This is a genomic window from Pseudomonas sp. NPDC089569 (assembly GCF_050280625.1).
Classification (GTDB): domain Bacteria; phylum Pseudomonadota; class Gammaproteobacteria; order Pseudomonadales; family Pseudomonadaceae; genus Aquipseudomonas.
The window spans coordinates 26,307-42,467 of sequence record NZ_JBNNVQ010000012.1; the positions used below are offsets into that span (position 1 = coordinate 26,307).

The window sequence follows — 16,161 nt, forward strand, 5'->3', positions numbered from 1 at the left end:
CCGGAGGTTTGATCCAGCTCACTAGGAGGAGATGCGCCCACATGGAGCGCATCCGGACTACAACATCTGATCCATGCACCGGGTAGGTGACATGAACCGTTGATTTTTAATTGGCCACGCGAATACCAAGCGGTATCGCGTCCTCATCATAAAACTGATGAGCAACCATGCTCCTTTGGACTATTTGAACATCGACCCCCAGCCGGCCAGCAAGCTGGTCGACTGAGAGGTGCTGATCAAGCTGCATGTCATTGGCAGCAGCCCAGAACGAACGCTCAGTCAGGGGCTCAACAGGATAAGCAAGGGGTGTTTCCACCACCGCTACTGTCTCGATATCCGTCCCTTTCTGATTGTCATAACGACGCCCATGCTCAAAGCCGCGGGCCCACTCATCATGGTCCCACGAACCCGAAGGCCAGGGGTTGTTATCGAGGCCACCATTGGAAAGCGAAGCCTTACGACCAAGCTCCCAGGCGGTAACCTCATGGTTTAAGCCAAAGATCACAACGATATAACCGGTCAGGTCGACCATCGCTGTATTCGATTTGATACTCGACATAGCAAAACTCCTAACCCGCGCCGGCGGGTTCAAATTAATGACCCGCCACCGCCAGGCGAACCTGGTGGTTTTAGTGTTTCTCGGTTTGGGTTTCGGTTTCGGTGTAACGGGCTTCGAGGTCGCCCCAATTCTCTGGATCTTTACCAACTAACCAGCCGTTCGCCCATGCGTGCCCCTCTTGCGAGAAGTACGGATATGGATTCACGTCGTGGTTGGTTCCCTCTTGCGCCGCCTTTTTACCGTCTTGAAATGCCAGCATGATGGTTCTCCTACCCGCTGCAGTCGGGAGATAAATAAATAACGCCCGTCTGCAGACCGGGCGTGGAATTGCCCGGCACCAGCTTATTTGCTGGATAGGTAACCGTGGTGTTGGAACTCCATCTTGGCAGCAGCCAGTGCGACCACGAGCAGAACACTCGTCAACAGACTTAAAGCCGTAAGCCAAAATGGCATGTGAATCCCACGGAAGAACAACAGATACAACGCATAGCCAGTGATACCCCACTTGATCTTGGACGCGACCTGCAGCGATGGATACATCACGACAGCAAGCCACTTCCTCGCAGGGGCACCCATACCGATAGTCTCTAGCAGCAAAGCAAACAAGAGGCTACGGAAATACCTTTTGAAAGGCCCAGCAATAACGTTGAAGATTTTCGGCACAGAGGTCACATGGGACTTCAATTTGATACCGAGAATAGAATTTTTAAACATGGTGTTTCACCTCTTATAGTTAGATTTTATTTTTATAGAACCAGCGAACTGGAAACCACAAAGGAACCTAACAACCCAAGGGTTGATTAGGCCCTTGGTGGGTGAAGCAAAGAAGCATGCCCTATTTCTAGGGTGTCAAAGGAAGAAAGGTTTCTTCTCCTTTTTTTCGCAGTAGTCGCAGTACATGAATAACCCGAAGGCCACGCATAACACTAGAAGAATGACTGTGAATGACATAGCTATATCCTTAAAAGTAATGGGCTTCTTTCGACTCCATACTACTCATTTAAGGGCTACGGCCTCTTCTTTTACCACGTCGAGACTTTCGTTTAACCGGAGGCCTCTTATTCATAGATTTTTTCCTGCTTTTTCTCCTTGGGGAAGATTTAGCCATCATCACGGCTATCATCAACACTGACACAACAAATACAATTCGTTGCTCGGTTATTGACCACCCTTCAAACAAGGAGGCAGAAGCTGTACCCATGATTGCTGAAATGATAACCAGCATCAGGTTTTTAATGTACGTCATACAGACCTCCATTAGTTACGCCGTCGCGTGTTAAGTGAATAACACTCCCAGGGCGTCCCGCCGGAAGTATTAACTTCCGGCCCGAGGGGCTGGATTTAGCCCTTCGCTTGAAGGAACTGCGGAACGCTGCGATCTTCTTCTTCGAAGATGATTGCAAGCTGATTTTGTTTTAGGACTCGCTCTTGAACCCGCTTTTCCAAGCGGGCCACGAGCTCCTCTCTCAACGTATCACGTTGGAAAGGCGCAACGTTGCGAACCCAACTGCCCAAATAATGCGGCCTACCCTCGAAACTTTTTCGCATACTCTCGGAAAGGAGACGATGGGTTAGCACTTGAGAATTGGGGCACCACACAATATTTATACCCTCCACACCATCCGAGCTGATAATCAACTCAGAGTTTGCAGCGATGTATTTCATCCGATCAATGAACCGAAGTCTTTTGAGTTCGTCAGACAGGTACTCGCCCTCTGCCAAATAGGACGCGACGGCCCTATTTGCAAGCGCACGGCTAGCATCTACGACTTTCCTCGAATCAACAGCTCGTTGAGCATACCGCTCCATCAGATAAGACTCTCGCATAAGGTCTCCAATGGGCAGCACTCTCCCATAGGGCAAGTGGTGCCCTACAAGTTAGGAAATGATTAGACCAGGTCAGCAATTGTGTACCCGGTTGGAATTCTAAAGCCACGCAATGAACCTTCGAGACAAACACCTGCAAAGTCGCACCTTCCGGATTGACTGTCACACGGTGAGTTGTATGCCGCACCCGACTCGCGAGGAAATTCCCCGCGGCGTATACGAGCAGCCACACCTCTTGCAATATCGAAAGCCTCTTCGATATCACTAGGAGTTCTGGATGTCCATTGAATAGGCGTCCACACAGCGTTAGCTAAGGATTCAGATTCAAGCTTCGTCATGTTTGGCTTCAACCCGGAGGCGAATCCACACAATTTTGGCTCCCTGAGTCCAAGCTGCTGACAGGCCAACCTCACTGCCTCCCAGTAGTACGTGAGTTGCAAGGAATACCGAGCGAACAAACGTCCTTCTTTAGTGGCGGCCGTCTTCCAGTCAAGGATGATGGTGTCACCGATGTCAGCTAATAACTTCCCTGTTTCAGGGCAGATGATTTGCTTTTCGGCTATTCCAACAAAGTCTATAACCAGATTGATAAAGGTATTTGGACCTATCTCAAGCTTAAACGCCCCCTCAATGATCACAGGCCGAAGCCAAAGATTATTGAAGAAGGCTGGGAACTGCAAAGCCAGCTTCTTACCAATGACCTCAGTTACTTCTCGAGATTTGGATTTGGCCATACTGATCAGTTTGCCAACGGATAGATCGTGAAACTTCCGGGCGAACAGACCCTCCATATCCGCTTCATCGATGTACCCCTTAATGAAACCTTCAATCACCCAGTGCAAGGCAGAGCCAAACACAAGATTCTGAGGTGTCGCTTGGGGTTTAACTTTGGCGCGGTAGTATCCAAGTGAACGCATGCAAACCTGAGACTTCAGGATTTGCGATGGCGAAAGATTAATTACGAAATCATCCGCAACGGAGTTGAAGATGTACGCAGGATTTAGAAATGAAGTCATGCTCTCACCTATACTGGGCGCGCACGACTAACCCGGAGGCAGTGTGTTTGCCCCCGAAGGAATTCTTTGATTTAGAAGACTGGGTCTTCGGATTGTTGTTCTTCAGCTTTGAACTGATCGTCATCTTCGCCTGCTAAAAAGTTCGCTTTCGCGGTCTCAAAAGCTTCAGAAGAAGGCCTTTCCCAAACAGGAGGGGCTGAAACAATCTTAATTTCGTAAGTCATGAAGATCCTCCTATATCCCTGACTGCACCAGGGATAAGCTCAAAAAGAGTACCCGTGCAGGGGATGGCTATTAGCCGGAGGTGCCTTGATCGAGAGATATGAAAAAGCAGTCGATATGGCGGAGATACACGATCCTGGGGCAAATCTACTGGAACGCGAACGTAACAGGAAATGCCTGGTATCTCAGATGCGGAACGGTCAAAAAACGACGATTCCAAAATGGTTCCAACAATGTCTGTGCTCATCAAATCCTGCAGTAGCAGTGACTCGAATTACACCCCGAAAAACACCGAAGAAAGACAACGACGTAGTTCAGGTCTGCTCTCATAGAGGGCAAATGGGACATGTCCTTTCTACAGTATGCCAGAACGGCCGTCAAGCGAGACAATACTCAGGTTCTTCGACTATGCGCCCATGGCGTGCGAGTTCATCTGGATAGAAATTAGAGGCAGCCCGGGATGACCAGGTTGGTACCTCAGAGAGCTGAACAATACGCTGCGCTCTTTGGAGTTTTCTGTTGCAGCTATTTGAAAAGGCACTTCATCAACCTCCTGCGGAAGGTTGTACACCATCCCAAATACGTGGACTCGTCGTTCGTCACAGCTGAACGTCACACACTCAACCTGATTACGTGCAACGAGCACGGATCGGTTGAGACGCATCAGGCCCGGCAACATCCGCTCGAGGTGAGTGAGCCTTACCCTTACTGGAAGGCTCCACATCACGCGGCTTCTTGAAATAGCCATCACTCGATTCTGCTCGACGAGAAATACTTGAGCATTCTCAATAGCCGCTGACTCAAAACGTTCAGAAAGCTCTTCCCGTGAAAGCTTGTAGTGTTTCCCTGCGACATGGACGCACCGTTCATGCCCAGTTCCTGCCACCATTTCAACATGCCGGCGAGCAACCAGGACGGAGCGGCTCACCCGCATCAATCCCGGCACAGAACTCAACAGCTGTTTGAGACTCAGTCGGTCCGGCAGCAGCAAATACTCATCCCCATTTACTGAGACGCCCATGACGTATTTTGACTCTGCCCTGAAGACGGCAAACTCAGCAGCATCCACTAAGGAGTGAAACTGATTTCGATAGCAGCGTAGTTGCATCATCCCTCCAAATTTTTTGCACAACTGTGCACGCGGCAAATTTCGACTCACTGGAATCTATCGCATACCCGTCGTGCCAGAAGCACCTTCAGTTGGCTGGTACTGGAATCCAAGTTTGGGGACCGGGTTGACATTGGATATTGCGAGCCAGGACGACGACGGACGACCACCGGCATACCTTGAAGTGCCACTGTGCTGCCCTCCCCTCCCGTTCGATTTAACCCGAACGCGAGTACCCTTAATCAAATCGTCACGTATGCAACACCATGGGGCAAGTCAAAATAGAGCTCAAAAATTTCAGCCAGGCCTAGCAACTGTTCTGTTCTATGACATGAAAACTGGCGAAAAAAAACCCGGCGAGCAAATATGCTCGTCGGGTCTTTCTCAGCATTCACGCCACCTCAGAAACAGCTTGGATGCACTCATTCGAGCGCTTCTTCACATGTCCCATAGGTGTGAACACACCGCCACTGATGGCACGGGTACGCAGGTAATCAAAACGGTCATCAATGGGCATATCAAGCACACCTTCGGCGACGATTATGTCTTCCCAATCAGGACCCTTTGCTTCCTTCGTGGGGTTCGTATCCGGCACCATGAGGCACACTCGCTTACCTTGACGCATGAGCTCAAGAAAGAGCTTATACATGTAGGTTTGCCCGTCTCCAGCCTTATCACGAGCTTCGTTGAAGGGGTCATGATCTGACCACAACACGATGTCGTCGTACTTAGCTGAGTCCACCAGCATTCCAGGTAACGTGGTGCAGCTGTTGCCAGCTTGCACCGATTCCTCGAATGCCAAATGAATTCCCCAGCCTTTCTCAACACCTTCGCAGACATGCAGTGTTTTGCAGCCTTCGACTGTAGCGATATGCATAGAGGACCCCCTCCAACCTGGCACTGGTGCACAGATCTTCTTGGGTTTGCTTACGACATCAAGCTTACGTCCGTCCTCAGTGATGTAGATTCGATGGAGGTTAACCACCCTACCTGCAGCATTGCGGAACGCCGTTACAATCGCTGGGAAGGTCCCAACGAGCTCCAGCACAATCTCCCCATTAACCGTCTTGCGTTGGTTATAGGGAAGGCATGGATGGAACTTAACATCGTTGATACGACTATTGAGAGGAATGCCGCGGCGCTTGAAATACAAACGAGCAGCTCGTGCATCAGGGTGATTCAGCGGTAGAAGATCCTTGACTATCTTCATCAGCTGTTTTCTTGCCCTATTCGCGTCTTCCAGGGTCATGTTCGGGCGAGCCCGCCTAACCACTGGTGCAGCTTTGGACTCGTATTTGGCAGTACCCTTGTAGGCCTTTTTGATTTCGCGGAAAACTGCAGAGAAATTACTGCCGACTCCGGCTTCGATCAACAAGTCTACTGGCGCCCATCCGTCCTGGTTACAGGAGCAAATCGACCTTCCCTCATAGTCTGCATCAGCCGAAAACCGAAAATCTTCCCGACCACCACCATTACGATGACGATTAGGAAACGGGCAGTCGACGAGATGACCTAGGTTGGCAATTGCCGGGCCAAACATGGGTGCCAAACGCTCAATGACGTTTAACCAACCATGCTGCTCGATCATTGGATCAACCTCTTCCCTCAATGAAGGACGTTCATCTTTACCTGACATAGCTTTCTCCTTCGGAAAAAAGAGGCAGCCATGTCCCGTAGGGCTTTGGCGTGCCCTAGTGGGTTGTGTGTTACGTGAATGCAAGTTGTTAAAGAGCCCTCAAGCAGAAAAGCTGCGCAAGGAATCTTCGTCAGCGTTCGATGCGAAAAGCGCATGCGAAAACTGGCGGATAGATCACCTTTGACGCTACTGAGGTTTTCTAAAAGATTCAAGGACACGATGTCCACAAATGCAAAAAGCCCGGCACATGCGATGCGCCGGGCTTTCTGGAGTTTCGTGTCAAGGACACCCTTCCTAAAGCCTGCAAGCAAGCTTTACGAGGGTGCCCTAGACAGTTGTCAGGGGCTAACACGGGCGGTAGCAAAAACTTCATGCGTGCGAGACGCAAATGAGGTTACGCGACGATGAAACTTAAACCTGCGCATCATGTACCAAAAGGTACAGAGCAGCGGCGATTTAGGAGGCAAGGTCAGTGGCTTCAGCCTATGTTGAGTGATTCTCGAAGAGAACCACAAAACCGCACAAACATGAATTGATTTCACGTTTGTGCTCAGTAGGAGTAATACCAAGGACGTCGAACTGCAACAAGTTGATGACGAATGATGAGTGCAAAGGGCGCACAACAAACACCAAAAACACGCAGACCGGACACGGACAAAAGACAAACTGAACGTAGGCGAACAGCGAGATAGTGAATGATGTAAACATCAAACGCGAGGTCGCAGGAAGAAATCCATAGGGAAGACAACCTAAAGAACAAGACAGTTTTTAAAGAGCGGGTGAAGCCTGGAGATCAAAACCGGTGGTTATGAAATCCAGAAGGAAATCACGACCAAGGGTCATGAAATCCATGAAACGAAACACAGTGGTCCATCTCATGGGTGAAGTGTCACCGATGAAAAAAACCCCTTAACTATCTGACGAAAAGCGTCGAGTAGAAAAGGTTGTGATCAGCAACAGAGAAAGGCTCTGATGCAGGAAGATCACGAAGTACAGTTCAAAGGTAGCTGTAGAAAACGTTCAATTCAAGAACGTCATGTCCTAAAAACAGCCAAAAATACAAATAAAAAAGCCGCAGTGATCACTGCGGCTTGGATTTTTTAGCATGCGAAATCTTTCAGTCGTCACGTGCGATCTTTGCGAGGCTCATGATCGTGATGTCGTCAACCGCAACAATTTTTTCGATTTGCTTACCACCATCGATTACAGAAACCCAGGCCTTGCTTGGGTCACCAAGTACCTTGTGCGTTAGCAGTTCGCCACACAGGACTTTCTGGGGGAAGGAAACGGAAATGCCAATAACGAGATCTGCTGGCACGATTTCCATCGTCTCGTTCTTCCCAAGCCGCCGCTCCCTAGGTTGTGTACCTGCAGGATCGACAGAGGGAGTTGCAGGTTTTTTACCATTTACAATGGAAGTGACGTTTGAAGCTGGCTGATCGGAAACCCCATTATTTTGCTGATCACCTGAAGTTTTCGCATGCGAAATGTTTTCAGTATTCCCCGCCTGAGTAGTCCCTGAGCTTGGCTGCTGAATCTGCACAGCCGATGACTGAGTTGCAGTGTTGTTTTCACCAGCTGTTTGGACCTCTTTTTGCTCTCGCTGTTTAGCTGCCAGCACTTCAGGTGAAAGAATTACCTCGGCCTGACCCTTAGCAATTTTCAGGTGTTCACGTACCACCTGGCGCGTAACACCGCCCTCCTCCTCACTTCGAGCTCGCGCGATCAACTCCCTATAGATCACAGGTGAGCGAACATATATCTGTTTTAGCCCGTGAATGAGATCGCTATCTGTGGTGATATCGTCTTCGATCAACTCAGCGAGGTCATCAGGTATGTCGGCAATTTCGAGGTATTTGGAAATATAGCTTTCCGGTACCCCCAACTTTTCAGCCAGCGCCCGGCCAGTAGCCTTTTCGCCTTCCTCAATCATGTCTTGCTTTATTTCAAGGATAGCTTGACCGAGCTCATGAGGAAGTAAGTCATCACGCTGGATGTTTTCAATTACCTGAGATGCTTTATGATCCGAGCGTTTTCGTGCCTTTGAGTCGACAATGGCTTTCAGCGTAAACCCTGGAATGAGTTCTGCCGCCTTTACCCGTCGTCCACCCTTCTGGAGTTCATACTTTCCTGTATTGGGGTCTTTCGGCGATACGATAATCGGTGATTGCTGACCTTCGGTTCTGAAGCTCTGTGCAAGCTGCTCGATTTTTCGGAAGCTCCGACGTACCTGCTTCTTAACCAAAATCTGGTCAATTGTTAGTAGAAGGATCTTGTCTTCTTGGGAAGCATTCTGCAAAGTTGCAAGGTCTTTAATACCTTGCATGCCGGTTAGATTCTTCTTACCACTTTTAGCTTCTGTCACTTCGAAGCTCCTTTGCTCGATACTTTAATTCCACACAGGCCCGCCATTTCAGACATAAGGGCTGTCATCTCTTTTGCAGTAGTGCGCTCAGCACCGGAGGTACGCCGGCGCCAAACCGGGGCGCCATCGCGAAGAGCATCATCAACTGCGCCTCGATTCACCAGGTTGGTTTTCAGAATCATATTGCCCACACCTGCTTCATTCCGCATTTCGGTGAGTGCTTGTTGGTGTGAGTTCACATGCCGAAGCTTGTTGCAGATCACGCCAGTGATCTTGATCTCTTCTTGAATCATGGCCCCAATTTCCTTAACCGATTCGACGACGCTCACAACGCCTTCGACGGCAAACGCCGCAAGCTCTACCGGTACAAAGAGAAAATCTTGAACCACACATGCTGCAGCCATCTTGTTTCCATAAGACGGCGGTGTATCGACAACGATGAAATCGTATTCTTCGCAAAGGCCGTCGATTTTGTCGTTGAACGCGCTGACAGCATCGAAAAGCGGGAGCGATTCAACCTGGAACAACTCAACGTCTCGGTTCAACGAATAAATCAGGTCCGGGCCATACGGCGTAACCAGTGGCTTGAATGGGGTTGGTTCAGCATTGAACATGTGAACAGCACGGTAACCGCCAATGCGATCTTCCTTTGACATGAAACGGCTTGAGAAATTGCCCTGACCATCAAGATCAATCCCCAACACCTTGAAACCCGCATCATAAAGAAAGCAGAGCAAATGGTATGCGATCGTTGTTTTGCCAACACCACCCTTTTGGTTGGTGATAACGATGATCTTACCTCGACCCCGGTTACGTCGTTTGCGGCTCATTGTTTGGCTCCTTGAATGGTCCAGCTCACTTTAACTGCATGGCGGAACTTTTCAAGTCAAAACACACGCAATGCGTGTAATTTGAAAATATAAACCCGCATTGCACGTTTTGTTCAGGGCCCCAGAAATTCTGCAAGCGAAAACCCGCCGTGAAATTTCTCTCGCGGCGAGTGGCTAGTAGAAACAGATTGAGATGTTGAAAAGATTTCGCATGCGAAATCTTTTGGTTTCCGCTTAAACGAACACGCTACAAAGGGACCTGGGTTTGGCGAACCTTTGCGTGGTGGGTTGCTGTGGTCTTGTTGAGGAAGGTAATCCGACTGGCCGCTTCGTCTTCATCATAGTAGCGACCACAATAAATGAAAAACTCGCCTGTCTTGTTGCTCCGGGACGGATAGAACTCGGTTATGCCGTATGCTTGGAGGTACTGCTGGAATTTAGTCCAGCTGGACTCATCCTTGTAGACGTAAAACACCTCGTAAACAGATCGAGACTTGGCAGCAACTCGAAGCGGTGCGGCAACCCCCTGCGGAGATGGGGGAGAAATCCCCTCCCCGCCAGCAATCACCGCGCCACCAATTTCGTCGTTGGATAGCTGAGATGAATGCTGATTAATTTTCGGCTCAAAACGAGAAATAGTCAGTACTGGGGCCTTGGCCTGGCTACTTGTTAAAGGGGCTGGCTTACGCTGCGGAGCCAAGCTTGTCGGAGGCGGAGTAGGGGTCTTAACCGCCGTAGCTGAGTAATTGTCGGCATAGACCGCTCGACCAGTCACAACAGGTGCCAGGACGTTCGCTTTTGCCATCTCGGTGCGAGACGAAATAGAGGCAATCTCGGTTCTCGCATGCGAAATTATGTCGTTCTTTTCCTGCGCCAGTCGGGCGTTAACATCCGCGATACTCTGGGTCTTCCGAGACTCTGCATCTGTCCGAACGCGTGAAAGCTCAGATTCTTTGGCCTGGACAAATTCACTGCTTGGCGCAGTAGCAGTGACATTTGCCGCAGCAGTGGAAGACTTGAGCTGACGTGAGATTCCTGCCAAACGTTCGGACTCTGTTGCTGCTCCGGAAACTTTAGATTCCTGAAGTGCAATCGCCCGACCATCGTCTGCCTGGGCTCGCTGGAGCTGAGCCTGTAGGGTTGTAATCTGCCGACTTAAATCGGCGATCCTGCCTTCGGACTCGCTTCGAATTTTTGTTAGTGCATTGGTTTCGGACGTGAGCTTCTCATTGGCCTGCCGCTCAGCGTCAGCATTGGCCAACAAAAGGGTAATTCGTTGTTCATCAAACTTTTTGGATTCCTCTAATCGAGCTGCCGAATCAATACTCTTACGACCGTCAATATCTTGACGCAATCGGTCTTCTGTCTGTTGCAGATCTTTAGAGGACTGGATTTCAATATCTGAGATCCTCTTTGCTGCTCGGCTTTCGGCCTCCAGTATGGCCTTGTCGCGCTTATTCTCAATGAGAGACTGTTGGATGGAGTACTTGGACGCTTCCTCCGCAACGCGTGACTGGGAGGCTCTGGCGGCTTCCTGGTACTCGCGAATCCTGCCAGCCTCCGATGACGATGCAGGAGCCTCAGCACTTCCGCTCTCGTATGCTCGTTGGTTTAATGCCGCGTCGAGGTTCCGCCGCTTTTCTTCAAGCTCGTTAATTTGGCTCTGAAAATCGTTAAACCGGCGCTGATACAACATCTGCGCCTCGGTTGTACGCTGTTCTCCAAGGGAGTCTTGAATCTGCTGGTCATACTGGCTCTGGGGCCCAAGGGTACTCAACTCAACGGGTTTGTTCGTACCGCCAACACAACCGGCAAGGGCCAGGGCTGCTGCCAGTAAGCTGAGCTTGAAAAAATTCCGCATGCTGAATGTGCCTAGAGTCTTTTTGCTAACCCCATCCGCACCAATGGAGTGGTCATGTGCATTGGCATGAAGCTTTGGTGGGTTGGGGAAGGGCATAAAGCAAATCCGTAGATGTTTTACTAATAGTGGGTAAGGAATGGTCCAAAAGTGAGAAAACAACTCTCAGATTTTCAAATCCATATCAGTTTCAACGCCAAGCTTCTCGAGAAGGCCAATGAACTGGTCATCGCCCCCGGGTTGTAACGCAATCTGCCACTCGCCCTTGGGGGATTTCAGCACCTTGCATGGATGCCCTGTCGCCTCTGAAATAGCCCGTTCTAGTCGCTTGATATCAGCATCAGTCCTAACTGAGACCTTGACCTTTGGTTTAGAGATGATCTTGGACACAGCGTCGCTGATCTGACGCGCACTCCAATCCTTCTGAAGAGCTTCTAAAGCGATATTCCTTTGCTGCGAATGATGTTGAAGCGTGCATAGCGGGCGAGCTTGGGAAAAAGAAAGCCTGCCATGAATTAGGGCATCCTTAACCTGGAAATCAAGTGACAGTAGGCGAATGTAATTGGATACATGGGACCTGCTTTTCCCAAAATGGGCAGCGATCTCCTCATCCAACAGTCCGGTGTGTTGCTTCAACGCCAGATATGAGGTCGCTTCCTCAATAGGATTCAAATCTTCGCGTTGGAGATTCTCTGCAGCTGCAATGTAGGTAGCCTGCTCAAAATTGTAACCACCTACAAGAGCTTTGAGGGTGTCGTCGCCATTCATCTGTGCTGCACGCCAACGGCGCTCACCAGAGATGATGCTGTAGCTTCCGTCATGGTTAGGTGCGAGAACTATGGGCGTAATATTTCCACCAGACTGCTTCATACTGGAAGCGAGCTCAATAAGAGCCTGCTCAGCGAAATAAGTACGTTGCTGCCAAATTCCCGGGCGGATCAGATCCACCGGGACCTGACGCAATTCCGTTTTCACCTTGTTGATTCCCAAGGTGGCCTGCTTGGCCAGGTCTGAATGATACATGTGTATCCTCGCTTAAAACGTGTATCCGATACACATGTATACCCGAGCGCTTGGATAATTCAAGAAACCATGGTTCTTGCATGCGAAATTGTTTCGTCCTGAATCAACCCCCATGGCCTTGGGGATGGACGAAAACGGATGAGTAATCCAGCTGAAGGGCCGCGTTCGGTATAGGGAATTGGGTGAGCAACATACTCAGGGGAATCATCGGGGAGGAAACCGTTCTTCACGAAGGCATCGATAATTGGCTTACACCCCGCCGAAACAGCTTCCTGGTCGAGCAGGCTTGATTCTGCGGTGATGTAGATTTCTTCGATCACTAGTGGGAAGGTGGCTGCAGCTCGCCATTGGTCAAAAGTTGCCTTGTGCTCATACATCAACGCCTCAATCCGCTTCTGCCAGGTCCTTTTCAACCCCGTGCCTTGAGCATCATGAAGCCGCAGCATTATGTTGAGACTTAGCAACATCGCCACCGGGAAGAGGGCACTTAGGCTATTGGTCTCCGGGTTGTAGACCAGGCTATCCAGCCGGCTCTCTTTGTTCGCTTCCTGAACCTTTTGCAACCTCTTAGTGGAATTGCTGGGAGCCTTCAGTGGGGCTTTCTCAGTTGCCGTAGCAGATACCTCAGGCTCTCCGCCCAGCGTTATCCCTTGTTTTGCAAGTCGTTCAAGGAAGCGGGGGTCATTCCCGAATGCGTTCCTGTGGTTATTTCGCGGTGCCATCAAAACCCTCCATCAGACGGCAACCAACATAACCACGGACAAAATAATTCCACCCCCTTGATGTCAACTCCGCAGATTTGGACCACCAGCGACCCACTATTAGTGGCATACGACTGGAGTTTCTAAATGTCCAAAATCCGTTCTGTATGCATCGTTGATGACTCAGCGGGCATGCGAAGTTTCGGCACAAGCATCCTTTCAAAGATCGGGATTGAGGTTTTTACCGCGGTCGACGGTTATGAGGCGCTCGCGGTTATCCGCGCAAACAGCCCAGATGCATGTTTCATTGATATCGAGATGCCAAACCTTGATGGCTTGAAGCTTGTAAGCATCCTGCGTGCATGGCCGGATTGGGGTAAGAAGCCGATTGCCATGCTATCGAGCGCAAGCAGCCCCTTCGATTTGGAAAAAGGCCTGCTGTACGGCGTCGACATCTATCTGACTAAGCCTTTCACCCTCGAAACCATCAAGAAAGCTCTCGAAGATCTGGAGAACCTACTTGATGAATGACATTGAAAGTGGTCGTCTCAAATTCGCCGGTTACCGAATTGGCGAAACCTACTGCCTAAGCCCTTCCTCAGTCCTTCTCGCCGTGGATGAGGTACCTAAAGAACTAGTTCAAGTACCTGGTACAAAACCCTGGCTCCTGGGCGTTGGCAAACTTGGTCGAGAGCTGATCCCCTTCATCAACATTGCACGCCTGCTTTCAATACCGCGGTCGGACACCCCACGGGTGCGCAGCTCCGCACTTTTTGTTAAAGGCGATGCAACAGTAGGAAACCTGGCAATAGTCGTCGATGAGCTGGTGTGCTTCGTTCCTTCTGGAGAGCTGGAGGATGTCGCAGACGCTGAAATAAAGATCCCTCCCGGCCTCGGTGCGTGCTTTTGCGGAGCAGTCACAGATGGCTCCAGAGCATGGGCTTTGATTGATATCCAAGCGCTGGCATCCGATTCGAAAATTCAAAAGATCGATCTCACGTGATCACACCAGAGATAGGAAAGCATGAGCAATAATTTCTCCCTAGTTCCCCTGACCGCAGCTCTGTTGCTTCTTTCCGGTGCCGGCGCAGCCTACACCGGCTACCACTTCATTAAGGACAGTGAGCACAATGATTATCTGCTCACGCAAGCATACGACGCCCAAACCAAAGGCATGCAAACCGTTTACTTGGCTGAACGCGCAGCAGCCGACAGTGCATATACAAATGAAATGGAAAGCCTGGATTCATCTGTTGAACGGGCTTTATCGGCAATACGGAACGGTGATCCTGTGCGAGGCTTCCCAGCAGCACCAGATAGCGTTCTGCGTAACCTTGAAGCCTTTCAGAAAAACTGGGATGAACTCGCACCATCTATATCCCAAATCCTGAGCCAACGCGGAGCCACTGGCGAGTTCTCACGAAACCTTTCGGAAACCCGGAGTGTCGCCAAAGAAGCGCTCAGCGCAGCGAAAATGGCTCTGGCTGAATTGCCAAGCTCTTCTGCAAGCCCGGCACTAAAGGCACAACTGACAAAAGCAGTAGCGGTACTGGAAGACGGCGTCAGCGCAATCTCAATGGACTCTGGAATCAACACCGACATATTGAGTGCGGCCCAAAGCAGTTTTGGTGAGTACGTGTCGAGTTTGTCCGCCATGGGAGCATCACTTCCTAAAGAACAAGCTCTGATGTCGCAACTGAGTAAGAGCTTCACTGACGCAAAGTCGGTGCAAAGGCTGATGGTGAAAACCATAAATAGCTCGAGTAGCGCCAGCGAAAACATTCCGCATGCGAAAACTATTTGGGCCGCTCGGGAAAAGCTTTCGTCAGCAGCGTCCACATTGGTTGCCTCGGTACAAGCCCTTCCGGAAAGCCGCCCATACGGCGCGACCGCAGTGGCTGGGTTGGGCGCGATTACAATCCTATTGGCGTTTGCTGCCATGATGATGATGCGCACAATTACCAACAGCCAGACTTCACGGATTCAGATTCAGGGGCGAAATCTCGAAGTACTCACCCAGAAAAAATCCAGGGAGTTGCAAACGTTACTCGATGAAATTCACCGTGTTTACTCCGGCGAGTTGAGTACCGTACTGACCGAAGACAACGACTCCACGAGAGAAATCGCCAAGGCCCTAAACATCGTATTCAGTAAGTTCAATTCGATCCTGAATGAGGTCCGTGAAACTATCTTGGATCTATCGACTGCCACGGAGCAGGCGATGGTTACGGACAGGAACGTTGGCCAGAACCGAGATGCCCAAGGCAAAGCCGTTGACCACATCACCTCCCTGATCACTGGAATGCTCAGGTTCATCAACCAGATCGAGAGGCTGACAATCGACACGGAAATCACTTCAGGTGACGTGTTGGAGCGTGTGCGCTCGGGAACTGATGCCGTAAGCCGAGTACACGACAGCATCGTTTCACTTCAGCAGCAGACAACGGCTATTCAACACAGCTCGAAAAACCTCATCGAAAGCTTCCAAAACCTGGAGAAAATTTCGGATGTAGTAAGCGACGTTTCGCAGAAGTCAGCCCTTCTTTCTTACAACGCAGAAATCATTGCCGGCAACATTGGCGACAAGAAAGTCTCAAGTGGTATCTCGCAATCCGCCGATGCTATGGGTCGCCTTGCATCTGAGGCCAAAAAGGCAGTGATCGAGATCGGGATGCTCCTGAAGCAGATGAACGAGGCTGCTCGTGAAACGCAATCGGCGGTCGACCTTTTGCAACGGGAAGCAGAATCGCTTCGTAATCGCTCAAACACCGCACAAGACGCGCTGGGTGATATCAACGAAATGACGACCCACTTGGCACAGGGTATGAGCAGGGTGAAGGAGGAGACACATTCCCTCCAATCCAAGTCGGATGAGGTCAACGAGACTATGGGCTCAATCCAACACTATAGCTCCGAAAGCGGTGCAGCAAGCGAGCAAACCGCAAACGCAATCCATAACGTGAATACAAAAGCTCAAGATCTGCAGCAGACCATTGTTCAATTTGCTAAGGCCTGA

The 16,161-nt window shown here is 50.2% G+C and carries 16 protein-coding genes; 3 read left to right on the forward strand and 13 right to left on the reverse strand.

The window, feature by feature from the left end; all coding sequences use genetic code 11:
- Positions 1-106 precede the first annotated feature (106 nt).
- The 13 genes from ACQKP2_RS08230 to ACQKP2_RS08290 form a co-directional block, all read right to left on the reverse strand.
- Positions 107-559, reverse strand: a complete 453-nt coding sequence (locus ACQKP2_RS08230; protein ID WP_427575770.1) for a hypothetical protein — start codon at positions 557-559, stop codon at positions 107-109.
- 70 nt (positions 560-629) lie between these two features.
- The gene (locus tag ACQKP2_RS08235) at positions 630-818 is read right to left on the reverse strand and encodes a hypothetical protein (protein ID WP_427575771.1); all 189 of its coding nucleotides are present in this window, start codon (positions 816-818) and stop codon (positions 630-632) included.
- An 83-nt stretch (positions 819-901) separates the two neighbouring features.
- Positions 902-1,273 carry a hypothetical protein gene (locus ACQKP2_RS08240; protein WP_427575772.1) on the reverse strand — a complete coding sequence of 124 codons (372 nt, stop codon included), beginning with the start codon at positions 1,271-1,273 and terminating at the stop codon, positions 902-904.
- Positions 1,274-1,900: 627 nt separating this feature from the next.
- A complete protein-coding gene (locus tag ACQKP2_RS08245) occupies positions 1,901-2,386 on the reverse strand; it encodes a hypothetical protein (RefSeq protein ID WP_427575773.1) in 486 nt (161 codons plus the stop codon).
- Between the two features lie 62 nt (positions 2,387-2,448).
- The gene (locus ACQKP2_RS08250) at positions 2,449-3,402 is read right to left on the reverse strand and encodes a PD-(D/E)XK nuclease family protein (protein ID WP_427575774.1); all 954 of its coding nucleotides are present in this window, start codon (positions 3,400-3,402) and stop codon (positions 2,449-2,451) included.
- Positions 3,403-3,473: 71 nt separating this feature from the next.
- Positions 3,474-3,626, reverse strand: a complete 153-nt coding sequence (locus ACQKP2_RS08255; protein WP_427575775.1) for a hypothetical protein — start codon at positions 3,624-3,626, stop codon at positions 3,474-3,476.
- Between the two features lie 404 nt (positions 3,627-4,030).
- Positions 4,031-4,732, reverse strand: a complete 702-nt coding sequence (locus ACQKP2_RS08260; protein WP_427575776.1) for a hypothetical protein — start codon at positions 4,730-4,732, stop codon at positions 4,031-4,033.
- A gap of 391 nt (positions 4,733-5,123) precedes the next feature.
- Positions 5,124-6,368, reverse strand: coding sequence for a DUF7146 domain-containing protein (locus ACQKP2_RS08265; protein ID WP_427575777.1), 1,245 nt, complete (start codon positions 6,366-6,368; stop codon positions 5,124-5,126).
- 1,117 nt (positions 6,369-7,485) lie between these two features.
- Entirely contained in the window at positions 7,486-8,733 is a 1,248-nt protein-coding gene (locus ACQKP2_RS08270; protein ID WP_427575778.1) for a ParB/RepB/Spo0J family partition protein, read from the reverse strand.
- Positions 8,730-9,563: a ParA family protein gene (locus ACQKP2_RS08275; protein ID WP_427575779.1), complete on the reverse strand. Its 834-nt coding sequence runs from the start codon at positions 9,561-9,563 to the stop codon at positions 8,730-8,732. The genes ACQKP2_RS08270 and ACQKP2_RS08275 overlap by 4 nt, the downstream gene beginning before the upstream one ends.
- 247 nt (positions 9,564-9,810) lie before the next feature.
- Positions 9,811-11,520 carry a hypothetical protein gene (locus tag ACQKP2_RS08280; RefSeq protein WP_427575780.1) on the reverse strand — a complete coding sequence of 570 codons (1,710 nt, stop codon included), beginning with the start codon at positions 11,518-11,520 and terminating at the stop codon, positions 9,811-9,813.
- Between the two features lie 66 nt (positions 11,521-11,586).
- Complete coding sequence (locus ACQKP2_RS08285) at positions 11,587-12,444, reverse strand: ParB/RepB/Spo0J family partition protein (RefSeq protein WP_427575781.1); 858 nt, start codon at positions 12,442-12,444, stop codon at positions 11,587-11,589.
- A gap of 59 nt (positions 12,445-12,503) precedes the next feature.
- Positions 12,504-13,166: a hypothetical protein gene (locus tag ACQKP2_RS08290; RefSeq protein WP_427575782.1), complete on the reverse strand. Its 663-nt coding sequence runs from the start codon at positions 13,164-13,166 to the stop codon at positions 12,504-12,506.
- 126 nt (positions 13,167-13,292) lie between these two features.
- On the opposite strand from ACQKP2_RS08290, the gene ACQKP2_RS08295 reads away from it, so the two are divergent.
- Genes ACQKP2_RS08295 through ACQKP2_RS08305 form a run of 3 tightly spaced genes read left to right on the forward strand, consistent with a single transcriptional unit; the run spans position 13,293 to position 16,161 of the window.
- A complete protein-coding gene (locus ACQKP2_RS08295; protein WP_427575783.1) occupies positions 13,293-13,676 on the forward strand; it encodes a response regulator in 384 nt (127 codons plus the stop codon).
- Positions 13,669-14,148, forward strand: coding sequence for a chemotaxis protein CheW (locus ACQKP2_RS08300; protein WP_427575784.1), 480 nt, complete (start codon positions 13,669-13,671; stop codon positions 14,146-14,148). The genes ACQKP2_RS08295 and ACQKP2_RS08300 overlap by 8 nt, the downstream gene beginning before the upstream one ends.
- A gap of 21 nt (positions 14,149-14,169) precedes the next feature.
- Positions 14,170-16,161 carry a methyl-accepting chemotaxis protein gene (locus ACQKP2_RS08305; RefSeq protein WP_427575785.1) on the forward strand — a complete coding sequence of 664 codons (1,992 nt, stop codon included), beginning with the start codon at positions 14,170-14,172 and terminating at the stop codon, positions 16,159-16,161.